The organism is Ruegeria alba, assembly GCF_022321465.1.
GTDB lineage: Bacteria > Pseudomonadota > Alphaproteobacteria > Rhodobacterales > Rhodobacteraceae > Ruegeria_B > Ruegeria_B alba.
This window is the reverse complement of the sequence record NZ_JAKOEM010000003.1, coordinates 56446-79535: the sequence shown is the minus strand read 5'-3', so window position 1 is coordinate 79535 and position 23090 is coordinate 56446. Positions and strand designations below refer to the sequence as shown.

The 23090-nt window shown below is 64.2% G+C and carries 28 protein-coding genes; 27 read left to right on the top strand and 1 reads right to left on the bottom strand.

Annotated features, from left to right (window positions below; all coding sequences use genetic code 11):
• Nucleotides 1-121 precede the first annotated feature (121 nt).
• Nucleotides 122-1285 carry an isovaleryl-CoA dehydrogenase gene (locus MB818_RS06040; RefSeq protein WP_238904400.1) on the top strand — a complete coding sequence of 388 codons (1164 nt, stop codon included), beginning with the start codon at nucleotides 122-124 and terminating at the stop codon, nucleotides 1283-1285.
• 60 nt (nucleotides 1286-1345) lie between these two features.
• Here MB818_RS06040 and MB818_RS06035 read toward each other — a convergent pair whose 3' ends face one another.
• Nucleotides 1346-1951 (bottom strand): OmpW/AlkL family protein, encoded by a 606-nt coding sequence (locus MB818_RS06035; protein WP_234138959.1) that lies wholly within the window; start codon nucleotides 1949-1951, stop codon nucleotides 1346-1348.
• A gap of 167 nt (nucleotides 1952-2118) precedes the next feature.
• Here MB818_RS06035 and MB818_RS06030 point away from each other — a divergent pair, with 167 nt between their 5' ends.
• The 26 genes from MB818_RS06030 to nuoK all read left to right on the top strand — a co-directional run bounded on the left by MB818_RS06030 (nucleotide 2119) and on the right by nuoK (nucleotide 23086).
• Nucleotides 2119-3651 (top strand): AMP-binding protein, encoded by a 1533-nt coding sequence (locus MB818_RS06030; RefSeq protein WP_238904398.1) that lies wholly within the window; start codon nucleotides 2119-2121, stop codon nucleotides 3649-3651.
• Complete coding sequence (locus tag MB818_RS06025; protein ID WP_234138961.1) at nucleotides 3648-5252, top strand: carboxyl transferase domain-containing protein; 1605 nt, start codon at nucleotides 3648-3650, stop codon at nucleotides 5250-5252. Before MB818_RS06030 ends, MB818_RS06025 begins: the two co-directional genes overlap by 4 nt.
• Before the next feature lie 112 nt (nucleotides 5253-5364).
• On the top strand, nucleotides 5365-7302 hold the full coding sequence (locus MB818_RS06020) for an acetyl/propionyl/methylcrotonyl-CoA carboxylase subunit alpha (protein ID WP_234163055.1): 1938 nt from the start codon (nucleotides 5365-5367) through the stop codon (nucleotides 7300-7302).
• A gap of 64 nt (nucleotides 7303-7366) precedes the next feature.
• The gene (locus tag MB818_RS06015) at nucleotides 7367-8221 is read left to right on the top strand and encodes a hydroxymethylglutaryl-CoA lyase (protein WP_234138963.1); all 855 of its coding nucleotides are present in this window, start codon (nucleotides 7367-7369) and stop codon (nucleotides 8219-8221) included.
• Between the two features lie 66 nt (nucleotides 8222-8287).
• Complete coding sequence (locus tag MB818_RS06010; RefSeq protein ID WP_238904396.1) at nucleotides 8288-9070, top strand: crotonase/enoyl-CoA hydratase family protein; 783 nt, start codon at nucleotides 8288-8290, stop codon at nucleotides 9068-9070.
• 191 nt (nucleotides 9071-9261) lie between these two features.
• Nucleotides 9262-9627 carry an NADH-quinone oxidoreductase subunit A gene (locus MB818_RS06005; RefSeq protein WP_011048485.1) on the top strand — a complete coding sequence of 122 codons (366 nt, stop codon included), beginning with the start codon at nucleotides 9262-9264 and terminating at the stop codon, nucleotides 9625-9627.
• Nucleotides 9618-10151 (top strand): NuoB/complex I 20 kDa subunit family protein, encoded by a 534-nt coding sequence (locus MB818_RS06000; RefSeq protein ID WP_030003237.1) that lies wholly within the window; start codon nucleotides 9618-9620, stop codon nucleotides 10149-10151. The genes MB818_RS06005 and MB818_RS06000 overlap by 10 nt, the downstream gene beginning before the upstream one ends.
• A gap of 12 nt (nucleotides 10152-10163) precedes the next feature.
• Nucleotides 10164-10766 carry an NADH-quinone oxidoreductase subunit C gene (locus tag MB818_RS05995; protein ID WP_234143498.1) on the top strand — a complete coding sequence of 201 codons (603 nt, stop codon included), beginning with the start codon at nucleotides 10164-10166 and terminating at the stop codon, nucleotides 10764-10766.
• Between the two features lie 3 nt (nucleotides 10767-10769).
• Nucleotides 10770-10943, top strand: coding sequence for a hypothetical protein (locus MB818_RS05990; RefSeq protein ID WP_238904393.1), 174 nt, complete (start codon nucleotides 10770-10772; stop codon nucleotides 10941-10943).
• A 1-nt stretch (nucleotide 10944) separates the two neighbouring features.
• Nucleotides 10945-11082, top strand: coding sequence for a hypothetical protein (locus MB818_RS05985; protein WP_234138967.1), 138 nt, complete (start codon nucleotides 10945-10947; stop codon nucleotides 11080-11082).
• 78 nt (nucleotides 11083-11160) lie between these two features.
• Nucleotides 11161-12375, top strand: a complete 1215-nt coding sequence (locus MB818_RS05980; protein ID WP_234139054.1) for an NADH-quinone oxidoreductase subunit D — start codon at nucleotides 11161-11163, stop codon at nucleotides 12373-12375.
• A complete protein-coding gene (locus MB818_RS05975; protein ID WP_238904391.1) occupies nucleotides 12372-12683 on the top strand; it encodes a hypothetical protein in 312 nt (103 codons plus the stop codon). The genes MB818_RS05980 and MB818_RS05975 overlap by 4 nt, the downstream gene beginning before the upstream one ends.
• A gap of 26 nt (nucleotides 12684-12709) precedes the next feature.
• Nucleotides 12710-13942 carry an NADH-quinone oxidoreductase subunit E gene (locus MB818_RS05970; protein WP_234183181.1) on the top strand — a complete coding sequence of 411 codons (1233 nt, stop codon included), beginning with the start codon at nucleotides 12710-12712 and terminating at the stop codon, nucleotides 13940-13942.
• 22 nt (nucleotides 13943-13964) lie between these two features.
• Complete coding sequence (locus MB818_RS05965) at nucleotides 13965-14429, top strand: hypothetical protein (RefSeq protein ID WP_238904389.1); 465 nt, start codon at nucleotides 13965-13967, stop codon at nucleotides 14427-14429.
• Between the two features lie 21 nt (nucleotides 14430-14450).
• Nucleotides 14451-14678 carry a DUF5337 domain-containing protein gene (locus tag MB818_RS05960; RefSeq protein WP_044028549.1) on the top strand — a complete coding sequence of 76 codons (228 nt, stop codon included), beginning with the start codon at nucleotides 14451-14453 and terminating at the stop codon, nucleotides 14676-14678.
• A 9-nt stretch (nucleotides 14679-14687) separates the two neighbouring features.
• The gene (gene nuoF, locus MB818_RS05955) at nucleotides 14688-15986 is read left to right on the top strand and encodes an NADH-quinone oxidoreductase subunit NuoF (protein ID WP_234138972.1); all 1299 of its coding nucleotides are present in this window, start codon (nucleotides 14688-14690) and stop codon (nucleotides 15984-15986) included.
• A 5-nt stretch (nucleotides 15987-15991) separates the two neighbouring features.
• A complete protein-coding gene (locus MB818_RS05950) occupies nucleotides 15992-16366 on the top strand; it encodes a hypothetical protein (RefSeq protein ID WP_234138973.1) in 375 nt (124 codons plus the stop codon).
• 98 nt (nucleotides 16367-16464) lie between these two features.
• A complete protein-coding gene (locus tag MB818_RS05945; protein ID WP_234219456.1) occupies nucleotides 16465-16869 on the top strand; it encodes a DUF5333 domain-containing protein in 405 nt (134 codons plus the stop codon).
• Between the two features lie 3 nt (nucleotides 16870-16872).
• Entirely contained in the window at nucleotides 16873-18897 is a 2025-nt protein-coding gene (gene nuoG / locus MB818_RS05940; RefSeq protein ID WP_238904387.1) for an NADH-quinone oxidoreductase subunit NuoG, read from the top strand.
• Nucleotides 18894-19280 (top strand): YNQ4 family lipoprotein, encoded by a 387-nt coding sequence (locus tag MB818_RS05935; RefSeq protein WP_234163048.1) that lies wholly within the window; start codon nucleotides 18894-18896, stop codon nucleotides 19278-19280. Before nuoG ends, MB818_RS05935 begins: the two co-directional genes overlap by 4 nt.
• A gap of 6 nt (nucleotides 19281-19286) precedes the next feature.
• On the top strand, nucleotides 19287-20324 hold the full coding sequence (nuoH, locus tag MB818_RS05930) for an NADH-quinone oxidoreductase subunit NuoH (RefSeq protein WP_234143507.1): 1038 nt from the start codon (nucleotides 19287-19289) through the stop codon (nucleotides 20322-20324).
• A gap of 2 nt (nucleotides 20325-20326) precedes the next feature.
• Nucleotides 20327-20821, top strand: a complete 495-nt coding sequence (gene nuoI, locus MB818_RS05925; protein WP_234138978.1) for an NADH-quinone oxidoreductase subunit NuoI — start codon at nucleotides 20327-20329, stop codon at nucleotides 20819-20821.
• The gene (locus MB818_RS05920; RefSeq protein ID WP_234138979.1) at nucleotides 20818-21687 is read left to right on the top strand and encodes a hypothetical protein; all 870 of its coding nucleotides are present in this window, start codon (nucleotides 20818-20820) and stop codon (nucleotides 21685-21687) included. The genes nuoI and MB818_RS05920 overlap by 4 nt, the downstream gene beginning before the upstream one ends.
• On the top strand, nucleotides 21684-22103 hold the full coding sequence (locus MB818_RS05915; RefSeq protein WP_234138980.1) for a carboxymuconolactone decarboxylase family protein: 420 nt from the start codon (nucleotides 21684-21686) through the stop codon (nucleotides 22101-22103). Before MB818_RS05920 ends, MB818_RS05915 begins: the two co-directional genes overlap by 4 nt.
• Nucleotides 22100-22702 carry an NADH-quinone oxidoreductase subunit J gene (locus tag MB818_RS05910; protein ID WP_234138981.1) on the top strand — a complete coding sequence of 201 codons (603 nt, stop codon included), beginning with the start codon at nucleotides 22100-22102 and terminating at the stop codon, nucleotides 22700-22702. Before MB818_RS05915 ends, MB818_RS05910 begins: the two co-directional genes overlap by 4 nt.
• A 78-nt stretch (nucleotides 22703-22780) precedes the next feature.
• The gene (gene nuoK / locus MB818_RS05905) at nucleotides 22781-23086 is read left to right on the top strand and encodes an NADH-quinone oxidoreductase subunit NuoK (RefSeq protein WP_011048465.1); all 306 of its coding nucleotides are present in this window, start codon (nucleotides 22781-22783) and stop codon (nucleotides 23084-23086) included.
• Nucleotides 23087-23090: the final 4 nt, after the last annotated feature.

Sequence of the window (23090 nt, the reverse complement as noted above, 5' to 3'; positions counted from 1 at the left end):
GTTCCGCAAGGGACGGCGCCTTTGCCGTCATGCTTCATATGCAGGAATCGTTGACGGGTGGGGAAAACGCTGGTATCGCCATTATTGAACAGTTGTTCATTAATGCGGAGAGGAGAGCGCGATGTTCGCAGCTACCATGCAATTCGATCTGGGCGAGGACGTGAACGCGCTGCGCGACATGGTGCATCGCTGGGCGCAGGAGCGGGTTCGCCCGATGGCCGCCGAGATCGACCAGGCCAACGAGTTTCCCAACGAGCTGTGGCGCGAGATGGGCGAGCTGGGCCTGTTGGGTATCACCGTGCCCGAGGAGTTCGGCGGCGCCGGCATGTCCTATCTGGCGCATGTGGTGGCGGTCGAAGAGATCGCGCGCGCCAGCGCCTCGGTCAGCCTCAGCTATGGCGCGCATTCCAACCTCTGCGTCAACCAGATCAAGCTGAACGGCAATGACGAGCAAAAGCGCAAATACCTGCCGGGCCTGGTCTCGGGCGAGCATGTGGGCGCGCTGGCCATGTCCGAGGCGGGCGCCGGATCGGACGTCGTGTCGATGAAGCTGCGCGCCGAAAAGCGCAACGACCACTATCGCCTGAACGGCAACAAGTACTGGATCACCAACGGCCCCGACGCCGATACGCTGGTGGTCTATGCCAAGACGGACCCGGAAGCGGGCAGCAAGGGCATCACCGCCTTCCTGATCGAAAAGTCGATGAAGGGGTTCTCGACCTCCAAGCATTTCGACAAGCTGGGCATGCGCGGCTCGAACACGGCCGAGTTGGTGTTCGAGGATGTCGAAGTGCCGTTCGAAAACGTGCTGGGTCAAGAGGGGCGCGGCGTTGCCGTGCTGATGTCGGGCCTCGATTACGAACGCGTGGTGCTCGCGGGCATCGGCACCGGCATCATGGCGGCCTGTCTGGACGAGATCATGCCCTATATGGCCGAGCGCAAGCAGTTCGGCAAACCGATCGGAACCTTCCAGCTGATGCAGGGCAAGATCGCCGACATGTATACGGCGATGAATTCGGCCCGCGCCTATATCTATGAGGTGGCCAAGGCCTGTGACCGGGGCGACGTGACCCGTCAGGACGCCGCCGCCTGCTGTCTTTATGCCAGCGAACAGGCGATGGTGCAGGCGCATCAGGCGGTGCAGGCGATGGGCGGTGCCGGGTTCCTGTCCGACAGCGCGGTCAGCCGCATCTTCCGCGATGCCAAGCTGATGGAGATCGGCGCCGGCACCTCGGAGATCCGCCGCATGCTGATCGGCCGCGAGCTGATGAACACGGTGCTCTGAAAACGCAAACGGCCCGCAAGCCGAGGGAACTTGCGGGCCGCCTGTCTTGCCGAGGAGGGATCAGAACCGATGCACGTACTGGACGCCGATCACCAGCGGGTCGATCTCGGCCGTGCCGATGGCGGCACCGTTCAGGGTGGCGTCGGTTTCGATGTTGATCCAGCGCGCGTTCAGACGCAGAGCGCCGCGGTCGCTGATCTGATAGTCGAGGCCCGCGTTGACGGCGACACCGAAACTGTCATCCAGCTTCAGCGTGCCCAGCGGCGAGCTTTCCTCGAAGAAGGTGGTATAGTTCACGCCGATACCCAGATAGGGCTTCCACGCGGAATTGGTCGGGAAGTGATAGTTCAGCGACAGGGTGGGCGGAAGGTGTTTGACAGTCCCGGCGTAGCCGATCCCGCTGATCGAGACGTCATGCTTGAACGGTGTCGCGGCCAGCAGTTCGATGCCCAGATTGTCACGGATGAAGTATTCGACGGTAAAGATCCCCTGGGTGTTGTCATCCACCGTGGCCGCGCCACCGGCCAGGGTGCCGTTGTTGGATTTTGGGTTCACATAGCCCACACCGACACCAACGGTCCAATCGCCCTGAGATTGGGCCGCGAGTGGTCCGGCAAGGGTGACGAGAGCTGTGGAAAGCGCCAAGGCAGCAGCGATACGTGTCATGTGGGTACCTTTGGTTTAGTTGACGACCCGTTTCTGCGCCCGGACAGATGCGAATTCCCTGATCTGGATCAAAATTTGTTTATCTTCCGCCGCGTAACAAATTATATTTATTTAAAAAACACCTTTATAGCCCCTTTTGTTCAAGGGGTTTCCGGGGGTCGCGTCCAATGACATTCGCGGCGCGCATACCGGGGTTGCGCCCTGATGGCGGCTGGGACCTGCCCGCGCGTCTGAACATGGCGCGCCAATGCCTGTCGCAACCTGCCGATGCGCTGGCGATCATCGACCTGACCGGACCCGCGCGGCGCGACATCACGCATGGCGACCTGAGCGAAATGGTGCAGGGGCTGGCGCGGGCGCTGATGCGGCGCGTGGCGCCGGGGGACCGGGTCGGCGTGCTGCTCAGCCAATCGCCCTGGTGTGCGGCTGCGCATCTGGCGCTCTGGCATATCGGTGCCATTTCGGTGCCGTTGTTCAAGTTGTTCCAACAGGACGCATTGCGCAGCCGTCTGGAGGATTCCAGCGCCCGGCTGGTGCTGACCGATGCCGAGGGCGCGACCCTGCTGGGCGATCTGGCGACCCCGCTGATGGCGGCCGAGATCGGGCTGCCGGGCGAACCGGTGCCGCAAGCCGATACAAGGCCCGAGGATCCGGCGGTGCTGATCTATACCTCGGGCACCACCGGCCGGGCCAAGGGGGCGCTGCATGGTCACCGGGTGCTGACCGGCCATCTGCCGGGCGTTTCGATCAGCCATAACCACCTGCGCCCGGGCGATTGCCTGTGGACGCCTGCCGACTGGGCCTGGATCGGCGGTCTCTTTGACGTGCTGATGCCGGGGCTGGCGCTGGGCATTCCGGTGGTGGCCGCGCGGCTGGACAAATTCAGCGCAGAGGCCTGCGCCGATGTGATCGCGCGGGGCGGGGTGAAAAACGTGTTCTTTCCGCCCACCGCGCTCCGCATGCTCAAGGCGGCGGATCAGGCCATACCCGGCCTGCGCTCGGTCGCCTCGGGCGGCGAGCCGCTGGGGGCCGAGATGCTGGCCTGGGGCGAGGGCGCCTTTGGCCTGACGATCAACGAATTCTACGGCCAGACCGAATGCAACATGACCGTGTCGTCCTGCGCCGCCGATTTCCCTGTGCGTCCGGGCTGTATCGGCAAGCCGGTGCCGAGGCACGAGGTTGCGGTGATCGACGATGCGGGCCAGCCCACGACAGGAGAGGGCGATGTCGCCGTGCGGCGCGGTTCGGCCTCGATGCTGCTGGAATACTGGCGCAACCCGGCGGCCACCGCCGAGAAGTTCCGGGGCGACTGGCTGGTGACCGGTGACCGCGGCGTGTGGGAGGGCGACTACCTCCGCTTTGTCGGGCGCGAGGATGACGTGATCACCTCGGCCGGCTACCGCATCGGCCCGGCAGAGATCGAGGATTGCCTGCTGACCCACCCGTCCGTCGCAACCGTGGGCGTGGTGGGCAAGCCCGACCCGCTCAGAACCGAGATCGTCAAGGCCTATGTGGTGCTGAAACCGGGCGCCCGGGCCAGCGCCGAAGAGCTGCAGGCCTGGGTCAAGGACCGGCTCGCCCAATATTCTTACCCGCGCGAGGTGGCGTTTCTGGACGCGCTGCCGATGACGGTGACAGGTAAAGTGATCCGCAAGGAATTGAAGCGCCGCGCAGCGGCAGAACTGGAGGCCAATCCATGAAACTCACATCCAAGGCCATGCCCGCCTCCGAGGGCTTCAAGGCGAACCGCGCCGCCCATCTGGAGGCGCTGGCGCAGATCGGGGCGGCGGCCGAGGCCGCGCGTCTGGGCGGCGGCGAGAAATCGCGGGCCCGTCACGAAAGCCGGGGCAAGATGCTGCCGCGCCGCCGGGTGGCCAACCTGCTCGACGCGGGCTCGCCCTTCCTCGAAATCGGCGCCACTGCCGCCCATGACATGTATGACAACGCGGCTCCTGCCGCCGGTGTCGTCGCCGGGATCGGCCGGGTCGAGGGGCAGGAGGTCATGGTCGTCTGCAACGACGCCACGGTAAAGGGCGGCACCTATTACCCGATGACGGTCAAGAAGCACCTGCGCGCGCAGGAGATCGCCGAGGAAAACAACCTGCCCTGCATCTATCTGGTGGATAGTGGTGGCGCCAACCTGCCCAACCAGGACGAGGTGTTCCCGGATCGCGACCATTTTGGCCGCATCTTCTATAATCAGGCCCGGATGAGCGCCAAGGGCATCCCGCAGATCGCGGTGGTGATGGGATCCTGTACCGCAGGTGGCGCCTATGTTCCCGCCATGTCCGACGTCACCATCATCGTCAAGGAACAGGGCACCATCTTTCTCGCCGGTCCGCCGCTGGTCAAGGCCGCGACGGGCGAGGTTGTCAGCGCCGAAGACCTCGGCGGAGGTGACGTGCATACCCGCCTGTCGGGCGTGGCCGACTACCTGGCCGAGGATGACGCCCACGCGCTGGCGCTGGCGCGGCGTGCCGTGCGCTCGCTCAACCGCCGCAAGCCGCTGACGGTGGACTGGGCCAGCCCCGAGGAACCGGCCTATGACCCCGAGGAGATTCTGGGCGTGGTGCCCGCCGATCTGAAAACCCCCTATGACATCCGCGAAGTTATCGCGCGGCTGGTCGACGGCTCGCGCTTTGACGAGTTCAAGCCGCGCTTTGGCGAGACCATCGTCTGCGGTTTTGCCCATCTCAAGGGTTGCCCGATCGGCATCATCGCCAATAATGGCGTGATCTTCAGCGAGGCGGCGCAGAAGGCCGCGCATTTCGTCGAACTGTGCAGCCAGCGCAAGATCCCGCTGGTGTTCCTGCAAAACATCACCGGCTTCATGGTGGGCCGCAAATACGAAAACGAAGGCATCGCGCGCCATGGTGCCAAGATGGTGACGGCGGTTGCCACCACCAGTGTGCCCAAGATCACCATGCTGGTGGGCGGCTCGTTTGGCGCTGGCAACTATGGCATGGCGGGCCGCGCCTATCAGCCGCGCTTCCTGTGGACCTGGCCCAACAGCCGCATCTCGGTGATGGGCGGCGAACAGGCGGCCGGCGTTCTGGCGACCGTCAAGCGCGACGGGATCGAACGGCAGGGCGGCAGCTGGTCGGCCGAGGAAGAGGCCGAGTTCAAGCGCCCGACGCTCGAGATGTTCGAGCGCCAGTCGCACCCGCTTTATGCCAGCGCCCGGCTTTGGGATGACGGCATCATCGACCCCCGCAAGAGCCGCGATGTGCTGGCCCTGTCGCTCAGCGCCGCGCTCAACGCACCGATCGAGGACACGCGGTTCGGCGTGTTCCGGATGTGATCCTCGTTTCGCAGAAAATATTCCGGGGGCGCCAGTGCCGCGCCGTTGGGTTGCCCCCAATGGCGACGGGCAGCGCCCCCGAACCGACCCTTGAGTCAAAAGGACCGACCCCATGTTCGACAAGATCCTGATTGCCAATCGCGGCGAGATCGCCTGCCGCGTGATGGAAACTGCGCAGCGCATGGGCGTCGCCTGTGTTGCGGTCTATTCCGATGCCGATGCCGGCGCCAAACATGTGGCGATGGCGGACGAGGCGGTGCATATCGGCGGTCCGGCTCCCGCCGACAGCTACCTCAAGGGTGAAGTGATCATTGCCGCCGCGCTGGAAACCGGTGCGCAGGCCATTCATCCCGGCTATGGCTTCCTGTCCGAGAACCCCGATTTCGTGGATGCGGTCGAGGCGGCGGGCCTGACCTTTATCGGTCCCTCGGCCAGCGCGATCCGGGCCATGGGCCTCAAGGACGCCGCCAAGGCGCTGATGCACGAGGCGGGCGTGCCTGTGGTGCCCGGCTATCACGGCGACAACCAGGATCCCGAACATCTGGCGGGGGCCGCCGATACCATCGGTTACCCGGTGCTGATCAAGGCGGTCGCGGGCGGCGGCGGCAAGGGCATGCGCCTGGTCGAGCGGCCACAGGATTTCGCCGCCGCGCTCGACAGCGCCCGGGGCGAGGCCAAGACCGCCTTTGGCAATGACGCGGTGCTGGTCGAGAAATTCGTGTCCAAGCCGCGTCATATCGAGGTGCAGGTATTCGGCGACGGCACCCATGCGGTGCATCTGTTCGAACGCGACTGCTCGCTGCAACGTCGCCACCAGAAGGTGATCGAAGAAGCGCCCGCGCCCGGCATGACCGAGGAGATGCGCGCCGCGATGGGGCAGGCGGGCGTGCGTGCCGCCGAGGCCATCGGCTACAAGGGCGCGGGGACCGTGGAATTCATCGTCGACGCCTCCGAAGGGCTGCGCGCCGACCGGTTCTGGTTCATGGAGATGAACACCCGCCTGCAGGTCGAACATCCTGTGACCGAGGCGATCACCGGCGCCGATCTGGTGGAATGGCAGCTGCGCGTCGCATCGGGTGAGAGCCTGCCCGCCCGGCAGGAGGATCTGAGCATCACCGGCCATGCCTTCGAGGCGCGGCTCTATGCCGAGGACGTGCCCAAGGGCTTTCTGCCTGCCACCGGCACGCTCAGCCATCTGGCCTTTCCCGAAGGCTGCCGCGCCGATAGCGGCGTGCGTGCGGGCGACACCATCAGCCCCTGGTACGATCCGATGATCTCGAAGGTCATCGTGCACGGCCCGACCCGCGCGGTGGCGCTGTCACGGCTTGACCGGGCGCTGGCGGGGACGCAGGTGGGCGGCACCGTCACCAATCTGGCCTTCCTTGGTGCGCTGACCCGGCATGCGGGTTTTGCCGCGGGGGATGTGGATACCGGCCTCATTGGCCGCGATATCGACGCGCTGGTCGCGGCCCCCGCGCCCGAGCCGCGCCATGTGGCCGCCGCCGCCATGGCGGTGCTGGGACTGGACGAGGATCAGGCCGAGCAGGGCTTTACCCTCTGGGCGCCGCTGCACCGGGCGATCACGCTTGGCTGGCAGGGCGAGGAGATTGCCGTCGATGTGCAGGTCGAGGGACGTGACCGCCAGCTCTGGCAGATCGGCGCGGATCAGGTGGTGGCCGAACGGCGCGACGGGCGCTGGCGCATCGGCGGGCGGGCGATGCCCGATGTCTCGGTCGCGGGGGGCGTGGCCACCGTGTTCGACGGCTATGGTCTGCCCTTCGACATCATCGACCCGCTTGATCGCGACAGCAGCGCGGGTGGCGATACAAACGTGGTGCTGGCCCCGATGCCCGGCCTGGTCAAGGCGGTCTTTGCCAGCGCCGGTCAGTCGGTGAAGGAGGGCGACCGCCTCGCCATCCTGGAGGCGATGAAGATGGAGCATTCGCTGCTGGCCGCCCGTGACGGGGTGGTGGCCGAGGTTCTGGCCGAGGCCGGCGCCCAGGTCGAGGCCGGTGCCGCGCTGGTGCGTCTGGAAGACGAAGAGGCTTGACGCGCCGCCGCGGACATGCGGCGGTGGGCAGGTGAACTGAGCGCAACGGGACAGGAGTGCGGCGATGGGCGATTGGGTCGAAATCTTCGAGATGGGGCCGCGCGACGGGCTTCAGAACGAGAAACGCGAGATACCGGTGGCCGAGAAGGTGGCGCTGGTCGATTGCCTCAGCCGGGCCGGGTTCCGCCGGATCGAGGTGGCCAGCTTTGTCTCGCCCAAATGGGTGCCGCAGATGGCCGGGTCTGCCGAGGTGCTGGCCGGGATCACCCGCGCCGAGGGGGTGCGCTATGCGGCGCTGACCCCGAACATGCGCGGCTACGAGGATGCGCTGGCGGCGCGTGCAGACGAGATTGCGGTCTTTGCTTCGGCGTCCGAGGGCTTTTCCAAGGCCAATATCAACGCCACCATCGAAGAGAGCATCGCGCGGTTCGAGCCGATCCTGGAGGCCGCGCGCCATATCGATCTGCCGGTGCGGGGCTATGTCTCTTGTGTGACCGACTGCCCCTATGATGGCGCGGTGGCGCCCGAGAAGGTGGCCGAAGTGGCCGACCGGCTGTTCTCGCTGGGCTGCTACGAGATCTCGCTGGGCGACACGATCGGGCAGGCGACCCCGGACAAGATCGCGCGCATGCTGCTGGCAGTGCGCGAGCGGGTGCCGGTCTCGCGGCTGGCGGGGCATTACCACGATACGGCGGGCCGGGCGCTGGCCAATATCGACGCCTCGCTGGCGCTGGGCGTGCGGGTCTTCGATGCTGCCGTGGGCGGCTTGGGCGGGTGTCCCTATGCGCCGGGCGCGGCGGGCAATGTGGCGACCGAGGCGGTTGCCGCGCATCTGGAGCGGCTGGGCTACCAGACCGGGCTCGACATGGATGTGATCGCCGAAGCGGCAGAGATGGCGCGCGCCATGCGCACCGGGTGAGACCCGGAATTCTGCAAGAATTCCGGCCCGTTTTCCGTGCCGGAAAACGGTTCTGAAGGAGAGGTCATGTACGAAACCATCACCATCGACACCGACGCGCGCGGGGTCGCCACCCTGACGCTCGACCGGGCGGAGAAACACAATGCCATGTCGGCGCAGATGCTGGCCGATCTCAGCGCCGCTGCCGCGCAACTGGCCGCTGACGACGCGGTACGGGCCGTGGTGCTGACCGGTGCGGGCAAAAGCTTTTGCGCCGGTGGCGATCTGGGCTGGATGCAGGCGCAGATGGCCGCCGATGCCGAAACCCGCTTTGTCGAGGCGCGCAAGCTGGCCGAGATGTTGCAGGCGCTCAACAGCCTGCCCAAGCCGCTGATCGGCGCGGTGCAGGGCAACGCCTTTGGCGGCGGCGTCGGCATGGCCAGCGTCTGCGATATCGCGATCGGTGTCGACACGCTCAAGATGGGCCTGACCGAGACCCGGCTGGGCATCATCCCCGCCACCATCGGCCCCTATGTCATTGCCCGCATGGGCGAGGCGCGCGCGCGCCGGGTCTTCATGTCGGGGCGTCTCTTCGGGGCCGCCGAAGCGGTGGAACTGGGTCTGCTCGCCCGCGCGGTGCCTGCCGAAGATCTCGCCGCCGCGATCGAGGCCGAGGTCGCACCCTATCTGGCCTGCGCGCCCGGCGCCGTCGCCTCGGCCAAGGCGCTGATCCGCGATCTGGGGCCGCGCGTCGATGACGCGGTCATCGACCGCACCATCCGGGCGCTGGTCGACCGTTGGGAGACGGATGAGGCCCGCGAGGGAATCGGCGCCTTTTTCGACAAGCGCAAACCTGCATGGAACACTTAGGTTTGATCTCCTGTCGATCACCGGTGTCTGACCGAAAATATGCCTGAAAACCGATACCTGCTGCGTCGAAATATGCGTGGCAGGACGCGTTCGTTCAGTTGACCCTCTGAGCGGGCGCGGGTAGAGAAGGTCCAGTCAACACGCCAATTGACGGCGCGTCCCGAGGCGGGCGCGCAGGAAAGGAGCCACTCGTGGAAGAGCTGTTGCGGGAATACCTCCCGATCCTGGTGTTTCTGGCCGTCGCCGCTGGCCTTGGACTTGTCCTGATTCTCGCCGCCGTCGTGCTGGCGGTCCGCAATCCCGATCCCGAAAAGGTCAGCGCCTATGAATGCGGCTTCAACGCATTCGACGATGCGCGGATGAAATTCGACGTCCGGTTCTATCTGGTGTCGATCCTGTTCATCATCTTCGACCTGGAGATCGCCTTCCTGTTTCCCTGGGCCGTCGGCTTCAAGGACATGAGCGATGTGGGATTCTGGTCGATGATGGTGTTCCTGGGCGTGCTGACCATCGGCTTTGCCTATGAATGGAAGAAAGGGGCGCTGGAATGGCAGTGATGACGGGTGCCAACACCGCGGGCGTCGACAAGGAAGTCGCCACCCAGGCCCTGAATGCCGAGTTGCAGGACAAGGGTTTCCTGCTGACCTCGACCGAGGACATCATCAACTGGGCGCGCACCGGCTCGCTGCACTGGATGACATTCGGTCTGGCCTGCTGCGCGGTCGAGATGATGCATACCTCGATGCCGCGCTATGACGCCGAACGGTTCGGCATCGCGCCGCGCGCCTCGCCGCGCCAGTCGGACGTGATGATCGTGGCCGGCACGCTGACCAACAAGATGGCGCCCGCCCTGCGCAAGGTCTATGACCAGATGCCCGAGCCGCGCTACGTGATCTCGATGGGCTCCTGCGCCAATGGCGGCGGCTATTACCACTACAGCTATTCCGTGGTGCGCGGCTGTGACCGGATCGTGCCGGTGGATATCTACGTGCCGGGCTGCCCGCCGACCGCCGAGGCGCTGCTCTACGGTCTGTTGCAGTTGCAACGCAAGATCCGCCGCACCGGCACCATCGTGCGCTGAGGAGAGAGCCAAATGAGCGACGCACTCAGAGAACTGGGCACCCATCTGGAGCTGAAACGCGCCGACTGCATCCTGTCCTGGGATGTGACCTTTGACGAGTTGAACGTCGATGTGGCGCCGTCGAACCTGGTCGATTTCGTGGATTTCCTGCGTTCGGACAGCAGCTGCCGCTTTTCGACGCTGGTTGATATCACCGCTGTCGATTACCCCGAACGGGCCAAGCGGTTCGACGTGGTATATCACCTGCTCAGCATGTATCAGAACCAGCGTATTCGCCTGCGGGTCTCGATCCGCGAGGATGACATGGTGCCCTCGATCACCGGTGTGCATCCCTCGGCCAACTGGTTCGAGCGCGAGGTGTTCGACATGTTCGGCATCCTGTTCACCGGCCACCCGGACCTGCGCCGCATCCTGACGGATTACGGGTTCCGGGGCTATCCGCTGCGCAAGGATTTCCCGACCACCGGCTATACCGAGGTCCGCTATGACGAGGCGGAAAAGCGGGTTGTCTATGAACCCGTGAGCCTGGTGCAGGAATACCGACAGTTCGATTTCATGTCCCCCTGGGAAGGCGCCGATTACATCCTTCCGGGAGACGAGAAGAAAGAGGGCTAAGCCATGGAGTTCCTGATCTGGATTGCATTGGCGGCTGCGACGATCATTCCGATGATCAAGCTGCTGCCGCATTTCGGGATCAACCGGAACTGGCCCTTTGCCTGCGTGATCTCGCCGGTGGTCATCGTGCTGCTGTGGATCATGGCCATGAAGCTGCAAGAGATGGAGCGGCGCTGACATGCTGACGATCCTGGGGGAACTGGCCGCGCTGGCGGCTCTGGGACTGGCCCTGGCGGGGGCGGCGGCCAAGGCGGCGCAGGCAGAACGTGCCCGCGTGCGGGCCACGGCAAAACGGAATGCGCGGGCGCGTCGCTGACGCCCGCATGGGCCGCGCCCCGACGGGCCGGTACGACACGACAAGCCGGGCAGGGCGCCCGGACAGGAGAGACAGATGATGGATGGCGGCAAGGGCTTCGAGGACGCGCTGACAGGCGAGCAGAAGATCCGCAACTTCAACATCAACTTTGGTCCGCAGCACCCGGCGGCGCATGGCGTGCTGCGGATGGTGCTGGAGCTGGACGGCGAGATCGTCGAACGCTGCGATCCGCATATCGGTCTTTTGCACCGCGGCACCGAAAAGCTGATGGAAAGCCGCACCTATCTGCAAAACCTGCCCTATTTCGACCGGCTCGATTACGTGGCGCCGATGAACCAGGAGCACGCCTGGTGCCTGGCCATCGAAAAGCTGACCGGTGTCGAGGTGCCGCGCCGCGCCAGCCTGATCCGGGTGCTGTATTCCGAGATCGGGCGCATCCTGAACCACTTGCTGAACGTGACCACCCAGGCGATGGACGTGGGCGCGCTGACGCCGCCGCTCTGGGGGTTCGAAGAGCGCGAAAAACTGATGATCTTTTACGAGCGGGCCTGTGGCGCGCGTCTGCACGCGGCCTATTTCCGGCCCGGCGGCGTGCATCAGGACCTGCCCGACGCACTGTTGGACGATATCGAGGCGTGGAGCCATACCTTCCCCAAGGTGCTCGACGATATCGACGGCCTGCTGACCGAGAACCGTATCTTCAAGCAGCGCAACTGCGATATCGGCGTGGTGAACGAGGAAGAGATCCTGCAATACGGATTCTCGGGCGTGATGGTGCGTGGCTCGGGCCTGGCCTGGGATTTGCGCCGTGCACAACCCTATGAATGTTATGACGAATTCGAATTCCAGGTACCGGTCGGCAAGAACGGCGACTGTTACGACCGTTACCTCTGCCGGATGGAAGAGATGCGCCAGTCGATCTCGATCATCCGTCAGGCCATCGCCAAGCTGCGCGATTGCCCCGGCGACGTGCTGGCGCGCGGCAAGCTGACCCCACCCAAACGCGGCGACATGAAAACCTCGATGGAAAGCCTGATCCATCACTTCAAGCTGTATACCGAAGGGTTCCACGTGCCCGCGGGCGAGGTCTATGCCGCCGTCGAGGCGCCCAAGGGCGAGTTTGGCGTCTATCTGGTGGCCGATGGCACCAACAAACCCTATCGCTCCAAGATCCGGGCGCCGGGCTATCTGCATCTTCAGGCGATGGACCATGTTGCCAAGGGCCACCAACTGGCCGACGTCGCCGCCATCATCGGCACGATGGACGTTGTGTTCGGGGAGATCGACAGATGAGCCCGATGCGATCCGCTTTGATCGGAATGATGGGGCTGGCCGCGCTGGCCGCTTGTGACGTTGCGCCGACGGGCGAGGGCAGCACCGGCGTGATCACCGGTGAAATGCGCGCCGACTATCTGGATGCCGTGGCCAGCGTCGGTTGCGTGCTGCGGGACGAGCGTCAGTATGGCGCGGTCGATTTTCAGGCCGGTCTGAGCCGCGAGCAGACGCTGGCGATCACCGCGAATTATCTGTCGAGAGGCAAGGCCGAACGGGTGGGGGATGGGAACTCCATCCGGATCAACACCGGGCCCTGTGCCGCGTAACGGGAACGAGAAGGACAAGAACACCAATGCTACGCCGTCTGCATCCCGAACAGCCCGACAGCTTTGCCTTTACGCCCGCCAATCAGGCCTGGGCCGAGGCGCAGGTCACCAAGTTTCCCGAAGGCCGCCAGGCCAGCGCGGTTATTCCGCTGCTCTGGCGCGCGCAAGAGCAGGAGGGCTGGCTGACCCGGCCCGCCATCGAAGCCGTCGCCGACATGCTGGGCATGGCCTATATCCGGGTTCTGGAAGTGGCTTCGTTCTACTTCATGTTTCAGCTGCAACCGGTTGGAACCGTGGCTCATATCCAGATTTGCGGCACCACCTCCTGCATGATCTGCGGCGCCGAGGATCTGATCGCGGTCTGCAAGGAAAAGATCGCCGATAAACCGCATACCCTGTCCGCCGATGGCAAGTTCAGCTGGGAAGAGGTGGAATGCCTCGGTTCCTGCACCAATGCGCCCATGGCGCAGATCGGCAAGGATTATTACGAGGATCTGACCGCCAAGCGGTTCGGCGAGCTTCTGGACGAGCTGGCCGCTGGCAAGGTGCCGGTTCCGGGTCCGCAGAATGGGCGTTACGCGTCCGAGCCTCTCAAGGGTCTGACCAGCCTGACTGAATATGACAGCGGCAAGACCCGCTATAATGCCAGCGTGCAACTGGCCACCGATATCGGTGATACGGTCAAGCGGATCGACGGCACCGAGGTGCCGCTGCTGACCCCCTGGATCGGCAAGGATGGCACGGTTGCCAGCCGCGCGGGCAAGGTCAGCCCGCCGCCCGCACCCGCCGCGCCGAAACCGGCGGTCAAGCAGACCCCCAAGGCCGAGACGAAGCCTGCGCCCAAGCCCGCAGCTGAGCCGGTGCTGAAACCCTCGACCGCACTGCCGGGGCAGGAGGAACTGGCCAGCCGCAAGGGTACATGGCGTTATGAGGCCGAGGGTGCCGAGACCACGACCGACGAGGCGGGCGAGGAACAGCCGCTGACGCTGAGCGCGGCGCGCGAAGGTGGGGCCGATGACCTCAAGCTGCTCAAGGGTGTGGGACCCAAGCTCGAAGGTCTGCTCAACGAGTTGGGATTCTATCATTTCGACCAGATTGCCGCCTGGACCCCGGCCCAGGTTGCCTGGGTCGATGCGCGGCTGAAGTTCAAGGGCCGGATCGAACGGGACGGCTGGATCGATCAGGCCCGCCAACTGGCAGCGGGCGAAGAAACGGAATTTGCCAAAAGGGCGAAGAAGGACGGAATTTACGACGAATAACTGATAACAGGGAGACCACATCATGACGACCTCAACGGACAAATCGGCAGACACGGCGCGTGTCTGGAAACGGGCGGCCTATGGCGGGCTCGTGGTCGCGGGTGTGATCCTGGTATTCGGTCAGACAAGCTTCGTGACAGCTGTTGTCGCCGGACTGGTGGCCTTTGCCGCGGGCGGCTACCTGGGGGGCAGAATGACCGCGGCCGCGCAGCAGGCCGAGGCGCGGGGCAATCTGGCCGAGGACATTCGTGCCGATGTCGCCCAGAGTGCGCCGGCGCCGATGGCAGAACCTGAGGTGGTCAACGTCGTGGCAGAGCCCGAGCCGGTTGAGATCGTGGCAGAGCCTGAGCCCGTCGCGACCGTGGCAGAGCCCGAGGCAGAAGAAGAGATGAAATTGGTTCAGCCTTCCAAGGTCTTGCCGGGCGAAGCTGAACTTGCCGCGCGCAAGGGCTCGTGGCGATACGAAGGAAACAGCGCCACGGCATGATCCGTGGCGCGCACTGGAAACATGGACGAGAAACTGGAACAGGTCATTGCCCGCAAGGGTCGCCACATCGCCTTGGTCATCGCCGTGACCATGGTGCTGTGGCTTGTCCTGTCGATGTTCATCGGTCCGGCGCTGGGGCTGCCGGGCCGGTATGCGCTGCTGATAGATTTCGCAGCGCTTGCGGGTTTCATCTATGCGGTGATCAACATTTTTCAACTCTGGCGCCTGCGTCAGGATAGCCAAAGGTAGGCAGGAAGCATGCTGAAGGATCAGGACCGGATCTTTACCAATCTCTACGGGATGCACGACCGCACGCTGAAAGGCGCGATGGCACGCGGCCATTGGGACGGAACCGCCGGCATCATCGCCAAGGGGCGGGACTGGATCATCCAGCAGATGAAGGACAGCGGGCTGCGCGGGCGCGGCGGCGCGGGCTTTCCCACCGGTCTGAAATGGTCCTTCATGCCCAAGGAAAGCGATGGCCGCCCGTCCTATCTGGTGGTCAATGCCGACGAATCCGAGCCGGGCACCTGCAAGGACCGCGAGATCATGCGCCACGATCCGCACACGCTGATCGAAGGCTGCCTGATCGCCAGTTTCGCGATGAACGCAAACGCCTGTTATATCTATATTCGCGGCGAATACATCCGCGAGCGCGAGGCGCTGCAGGCCGCGATTGACGAGGCCTATGACGCGGGCCTCTTGGGCAAGAATGCCGCCAAGTCGGGCTGGGACTTCGACCTCTATCTGCATCACGGCGCGGGCGCCTATATCTGCGGCGAGGAAACCGCCCTGATCGAAAGCCTCGAAGGCAAGAAGGGCATGCCCCGGATGAAGCCGCCGTTTCCGGCGGGCGCGGGGCTGTATGGCTGCCCGACCACGGTAAACAACGTCGAATCCATTGCTGTTGTGCCCACCATCCTGCGGCGCGGGCCGGAATGGTTCGCGGGCTTTGGCCGCCAGAACAACGCGGGCACCAAGCTGTTTGCCATCTCGGGTCATGTGAACAACCCATGTGTGGTCGAAGAGGCGATGTCGATCTCGTTCCAGGAACTGATCGAAACCCATTGCGGCGGCATTCGCGGCGGCTGGGACAACCTGCTGGCCGTGATCCCGGGTGGCTCCTCGGTTCCCTGCGTGCGCGGGGAAAAGATGAAGGACGCGATCATGGATTTCGATTACCTGCGCGGCGAACTGGGCTCGGGCCTGGGCACGGCGGCGGTGATCGTGATGGACAAATCCACCGATATCGTGAAGGCGATCTGGCGGCTGAGCAAGTTCTACAAGCATGAGAGCTGCGGCCAGTGCACCCCCTGCCGCGAAGGCACCGGCTGGATGATGCGGGTGATGGACCGCCTGGTGCGCGGCGAGGCGGAACTGGAAGAGATCGACATGCTGTGGGACGTGACCAAGCAGGTCGAGGGCCACACCATCTGCGCCCTTGGCGACGCGGCGGCCTGGCCGATCCAGGGCCTGATCCGCAACTTCCGCGAAGAGATCGAGGATCGCATCAAGGCGCAGAAATCGGGCCGCATGGGCGCGATGGCAGCGGAGTGAACGCGATGAGCAAACCCACTGCCTCTCGTTTCCCCCAACGGGCCGCGCTGGCCCTGCTGATCGGTGCGGTTGCCGTGACGGCGGCCTGCAACAGCACCAAGCGCGAAAATCGGCTTCTGTTCGGCGGGCATTACTTTCCGGTCAAGGCCAAGCCGGTCGACAAGAAGGCGACGCTGTCGGTGTTCACGGTGACGGTGGACAAGGTCAGCCAGTCCTTTGACGACGCGCGCGAGGCGGGGCGGCACGGTGGTGTCTCGTACTGTATCGCCAATTACGGCAACTCCAGGATCGACTGGCAGGTCGGCCCCGACAGCGACCCCGCGCAACTGCGGATCGAGGGCGACAAGATGACCTTTCAAGGCACCTGTCAGCGGCCATGAGCGGACGGTCGGCATATCCCTGCCGGTCGGGCGCGCTGTTATTGCATAACAGGCCCGGCATGCATCGGTCTGGTTCTTCCAGACCGAAAGGACATGTCATGTTCAAATCCATCCTGACCGCCACCGCCAGCCTGGCCGTTGCCGCCTCGACCGCTGCGGCCAAACCGCCGCTGCGCGAGGTGCCCGAGATCGCCGACGGTATCTTTACCATCGTGGTGGCCAACGAGATCCGCAAGAATTGCGAGGATATCGACGGGCGCCTGTTCAAGGGGATCGGCGAGATCCGCCGCCTGCGCGCCCGCGCCAACGAGTTGGGCTATTCCGACAGCGAGATCCGCGCCGTGCTGGACAGCGACGTCGAAAAGGAACGGTTCCGCGACCGTGGGCGCAAGTACATGGCCGAACTGGGCCTCAACTATGACAAGCCGGGCGACCTGTGCCGACTGGGCCGGCTGGAAATTTCGAACAACAGCGCAATCGGCGCGCTACTGAGGGCGAATTAGATCATGTCTGACCTCCGCAAGATCAACATCGACGGGCACGAGATCGAAGTCGAGGGCGCAATGACCCTGATCCAGGCCTGCGAAGTGGCCGGGATCGAGGTGCCGCGCTTCTGCTACCACGAACGTCTGTCGATCGCGGGCAATTGCCGGATGTGTCTGGTCGAGGTTGTGGGCGGTCCGCCGAAACCGGCGGCCTCCTGCGCGATGCAGGTGCGCGACCTCCGCCCGGGGCCGGAAGGCCAGCCGCCGGTGGTCAAGACCAACTCGCCCATGGTCAAGAAGGCCCGCGAAGGTGTGATGGAATTTCTGCTGATCAACCACCCGCTGGATTGCCCGATCTGCGATCAGGGCGGCGAGTGCGATCTGCAAGACCAGGCAATGGCTTATGGCGTCGACTTCAGCCGTTTCCGTGAGGCCAAGCGCGCGGTGGACGATCTGAACCTGGGCCCGCTGGTCGGTACCGCGATGACCCGGTGCATTTCCTGCACCCGCTGCGTGCGCTTCACCACCGAGGTGGCGGGCATCACCCAGATGGGCCAGACCGGTCGGGGTGAGGATGCCGAGATCACCAGCTACCTGAACCAGACGCTGGATTCGAACCTTCAGGGCAATATCATCGACCTGTGCCCGGTGGGTGCGCTGACCTCGAAACCCTATGCATTCACCGCCCGTCCCTGGGAGTTGACCAAGACCGAGAGCATCGACGTGATGGATGCGCTGGGATCGAACATCCGGGTCGACACCAAGGGCCGCGAGGTGATGCGTATCCTGCCGCGCAACCATGACGGCGTGAACGAAGAGTGGATCAGCGACAAGACTCGGTTCGTCTGGGACGGGCTGCGCCGCCAGCGGCTCGACCGCCCCTATGTGCGCGTCGATGGCAAGCTGAAGCCCGCGACCTGGCCCGAGGCGCTGAGTGCCGCCGCCGCGGCGATGAAGGGTAAGAAACTCGCTGGCCTGATCGGCGATCTGGTCCCGGTCGAGGCCGCGTTTGCCCTGAAACAGCTGGTCGAAGGGCAGGGCGGCAAGGTGGAATGCCGGGTCGACAATGCCCGCCTGCCGATCGGTAATCGGGGCGCCTATGTCGGCACCGCCGCCATCGAGGATATCGACGACGCGAATATGATCCTGCTGATCGGCACCAACCCGCGCGACGAGGCGCCGGTGCTGAACGCACGTATCCGCAAGGCCTGGACCCGGGGCGCCGAAGTGGCGCTGATCGGGCCCGCCGCCGATCTGACCTATGACTATTTCCATGCGGGCACCGACCGTAAGGCGCTGGCCGACATGATCGCCGAGGGCGTTTCGGACGAGACCCGCGAGAACAAGAAAACACTGGTCATCGTGGGGCAAGGCGCCCTGCGCGAGGCCGACGGTCTGGCGGTTCTGGCCGCGGCGCAGAAGATGGCCGAAATCTCGGGCTCGGGCCTGCTGGTGCTGCACAGCGCGGCGGGCCGCGTGGGGGCCATGGATATCGGGGCTGCGACCGAGGGCGGCATCGAGGCCGCCATCGACGGGGCCGAGGTGATCTATAACCTGGGTGCCGACGAAGTCGAAATCGACGCGGGTGCATTCGTTATCTATCAGGGCAGCCATGGTGACCGGGGCGCGCATCGTGCCGACGTGATCCTGCCGGGCGCCGCCTATACCGAGGAAAACGGCTTGTTCGTCAACACCGAAGGCCGCCCGCAACTGGCGATGCGCGCTGGCTTTGCTCCGGGCGAGGCCAAGGAAAACTGGGCCATCCTGCGGGCGCTGAGCGCCGAGCTGGACGCCACGTTGCCCTACGATTCGCTGGCGCAGCTGCGTCAGGCACTGGTGGCTGAGGTGCCGCATCTGGCGCAGATCGACCAGGTGCCGGAAAACACGGTCGAGGCGCTGGAACAGGGCCCGCTGGGCGCGGCCAGCTTCCGCAACGCGGTGGACGATTTCTATCTCTCGAACCCGATTGCCCGGGCCAGCGCCCTGATGGCCGAACTGTCGGCCGCCGCCAAGGCGCGCCGGGCGGAGAAGATCGCCGCAGAATGACCCGCCTCGCGCTCATATCGCCCCTGGCCCTGATGGCCTGCGCCGACCCGGCGCAGGATCAGGTGTCGCGTTTCGCGCCCCAATACATGGGCGTCGAAACCGCGCTGCTGGAAGGTGATCTGGTGCAGTTCGGGGTGCGGATGAGCGGCGCACGCAGCGCCGCCGATCTGGACGATTATGCCGAATGCGCGGCGGCCCAATATGCCCTGATCCGGGGCTACGGCTTTGCGCGTCATTTGCGCACGAATGTGAATGAAAAGGGTGGCGTGTGGGCGGCGGATGCTGTTTACACCATCTCGCCATCCCTGCCGCGCGGGGCAAAGACCATCGACGCCGAAGTCGTGGTCGCGCACTGCGCCGAAAACGGAATACCCACGGTGTGAGGACCTATGGCTGAATTCTTTGACACCCCAGGCGGCATAGCCCTGATCATCCTGGCACAAGTGCTTGCGGTCGTTGCCTTCGTGATGATCTCGCTTCTCTTCCTCGTCTATGGCGACCGCAAGATCTGGGCCGCGGTCCAGATGCGCCGCGGCCCCAACGTGGTGGGCGTCTATGGCCTGCTGCAATCGGTGGCCGACGCGCTGAAATACGTGGTCAAGGAAGTGGTCATTCCCGCCGGCGCCGACCGGACGGTGTTCATCCTCGCGCCGATGACCTCCTTTGTGCTGGCGATGATCGCCTGGGCGGTGATCCCGTTCAACGACGGCTGGGTCCTGAGCGATATCAACGTCGCCATCCTCTATGTCTTTGCCGTCTCCTCGCTCGAGGTTTACGGCGTGATCATGGGCGGTTGGGCCTCGAACTCGAAGTATCCGTTCCTGGGCTCGCTGCGGTCTGCCGCTCAGATGATCTCTTACGAGGTCTCCATCGGTCTGATCATCATCGGGGTGATCCTGTCGACCGGCTCGATGAACTTTGGCGATATCGTGCGGGCGCAGGATACCGGCTGGGGCTTTTTCGGCTGGTACTGGCTGCCGCATTTCCCGATGGTCTTCCTGTTCTTCATCTCGGCGCTGGCCGAGACCAACCGCCCGCCCTTTGACCTGCCCGAGGCGGAATCGGAACTGGTGGCGGGCTATCAGGTGGAATATTCCGCCACGCCCTTCCTGCTGTTCATGGCCGGGGAATATATCGCCATCTTCCTGATGTGCGCGCTGACTTCGCTGTTGTTCTTCGGCGGCTGGCTGTCGCCCATTCCCGGCCTGCCCGACGGGGTGCTGTGGATGGTCGCCAAGATGGCGTTCTTCTTCTTCCTCTTTGCAATGGTCAAGGCGATCACGCCCCGCTACCGGTATGACCAGCTGATGCGGCTGGGCTGGAAAGTCTTCCTGCCGTTCAGCCTGGTCTGGGTGGTCTTCGTGGCCTTTGCGGCGAAATTCGACTGGTTCTGGGGCCTCTTCGCCCGCTGGACCGTGGGGGGCTGATCATGGCGAATATCGACTATACCCGCGCCGCCAAGTACTTCCTGCTTCAGGATTTCTGGGGCGGCATGAAGCTGGGGCTGAAATACTTCTTCGCGCCCAAGGCGACCGTGAACTATCCGCATGAAAAGGGGCCGCTTTCCCCTCGTTTCCGCGGTGAACACGCGCTGCGCCGTTATCCCAATGGCGAGGAACGCTGCATCGCCTGCAAGCTGTGCGAGGCGATCTGCCCGGCGCAGGCGATCACCATCGACGCCGAACCGCGCGAGGACGGCAGCCGCCGGACCACGCGTTATGACATCGACATGACGAAATGCATCTATTGCGGTTTCTGCCAGGAGGCCTGCCCGGTCGATGCCATTGTCGAAGGCCCGAATTTCGAGTTTGCCACCGAGACCCGCGAAGAGCTGTTCTATGACAAGGAGAAACTCCTGTCGAACGGCGACCGCTGGGAGGCCGAGATCGCCCGCAACCTGGAACTGGACGCGCCTTACCGATGAAACCCGTCCTGCCGGATACCCTTTCCATTGCCCCTGGCAAGACGACCCCGCCGCTGGGGACGCTCTGGCTTGGCCCGCGCCTGCCGCGGATGGAGACCATGTGCATGCTGAACATGGTCCGGGCCGGTTGGGATGTGACCCTGTTCGGGTATCAGAGACCGGAAAACCTGCCTTCGGACATCCCCTTCCGGGATGCTCGTGAGGTGATGGAGCGGGACCTCTCGGACCGCGCCGTCGAAGGCGCGCGCGCCCTGCCGGGTGCCATGGCGGCAGATATCTTCCGTCTGCACATGATCCGGCAGGAAAACATGGCCTGGGTCGACAGCGATTTCCTGCCCGTTTCGGACCGGTTCCCGGACATCCGACGCTCGTTCTTTGCGGTCAACGACAATCTGCCCGCCAACACGACAATGTATTTCGCGCCCGACGATCCGGTCTTGCTCGACTATATCGCCGCTGTCGAAGACGAATTCCCCGAGCCGCAGCCGTTCTATGGCGCACAGGTCAATGCCCGTATCCGCGAGTTGCGCCGCACTGACACGCCGATGCATCGCGGCCAGATGCATGCGCGCCGCTATAGCGGCCCCTTCGTGCTGCGGCATCTGTTGCAGATCCATAACCGGACCGGCGAGGCGCTGGCCGAGGATGTGATCTTTCCGATCCAGTATTCGAACAAGAGCCAGTTCTGGGACCCCTACGAGGTAGCCACGCGTGCCTTCAGCGAGCGCACCTGGGCGGTGCATCTCTGGGGCAGCAGAATTCGCGGTCAGATGGAAGAGCGCGAGGCCGATCCGGGATCGTTCCTGGGGTATTTTCTGGCCGAGGTCGGGATGGGCAAACCACAAGCCAAAAGAGGTGTTGCATGACCGACATGTCGAAACTGTTCGAACAGTTGATTGAGCAGAGCCAGGCCATGGCCAAAGCGGTCAACCCGGGCTTCGAGAATTTCTCTCCCTCCGAGGCCTTCAAGGGGTTCGAGGCGATGTGGCCCACCATGCCCAAAGAGGTGATGGAGCTGATGTTCGGCAATACCGTCAACAAGGACGGGCTGGATGCCAGGACCCGGCTGCTGCTGACGCTGGCGGGGTTGACCTGCCAGGGCGCCCAGGCGGATACCGCCGTGCGCCAGACTGTGCGCCACGCGCTGGAAGCGGGGGCGAGAAAACAAGAGATCGTGGAAACGATCGGACAGATGTCGGTCTTTGCCGGCATTCCCGCCATGACTCGCGCGCTGAACCTGGCGCAAGAGGTCATGGGCGATAATGGGGACGATGATCAATGAGCGTGTTTGCGTTTTACCTCTTTGCCATCAGCGCCATCACTGGCGGGCTGTTCACGGTGATCAGCCGCCAGCCGGTGCATTCGGTGCTGTGGCTGATCCTGGCCTTCATCTCTTCGGCGGGGCTGTTCGTGCTCTTGGGGGCCGAGTTTGTGGCCATGCTGCTGGTCATCGTCTATGTCGGCGCGGTCGCGGTTCTGTTCCTCTTCGTCGTGATGATGCTGGATGTGGATTTCGCCGAGCTGAAGGCCGAGATGGCGCGCTATATGCCGCTGGCCTTGCTGATCGGGCTGGTGATCCTGATGCAGTTCGTAATGGCCTATGGCGCCTGGGAAACCGCCGAGGGCGCTGCCGGACATCTGGCCCAGCCGGTGCCGGCGGATCGCCACAATACCGAGGCTCTGGGCCTCATCATCTATGACCAGTATTTCCTTCTGTTCCAGCTTGCCGGTCTGATCCTGCTGGTGGCGATGATCGGTGCGATCGTGCTGACCTTGCGCCACCGCCAGGACGTCAAGCGTCAGGACGTCATCGCTCAGATGATGCGCGACCCTGCCAAGGCAATGGAACTCAAGGATGTGAAACCGGGGCAGGGGCTGTGAGCGACCCGATTTTTTGCAAAAAAATCGGCCCGAAATCTTTGCAAGATTTCGGTGCCGCGCGAAGGACAGGATGGACGAATGATCGGACTTGAACATTATCTAACGGTCGCGGCGACGCTGTTCGTCATCGGCATTTTCGGTCTGTTCCTGAACCGCAAGAACGTGATCGTGCTGCTGATGAGCATCGAACTGATGCTTCTGGCGGTGAACATCAACCTTGTGGCCTTCTCCTCGTTCCTGGGCGATCTGGTCGGGCAGGTCTTTACGCTCTTCGTGCTGACCGTCGCTGCCGCCGAGGCGGCCATTGGCCTCGCCATCCTCGTCTGTTTCTTCCGCAACCGCGGTACCATCGACGTCGAAGACGTCAACGTGATGAAGGGGTAAGGGA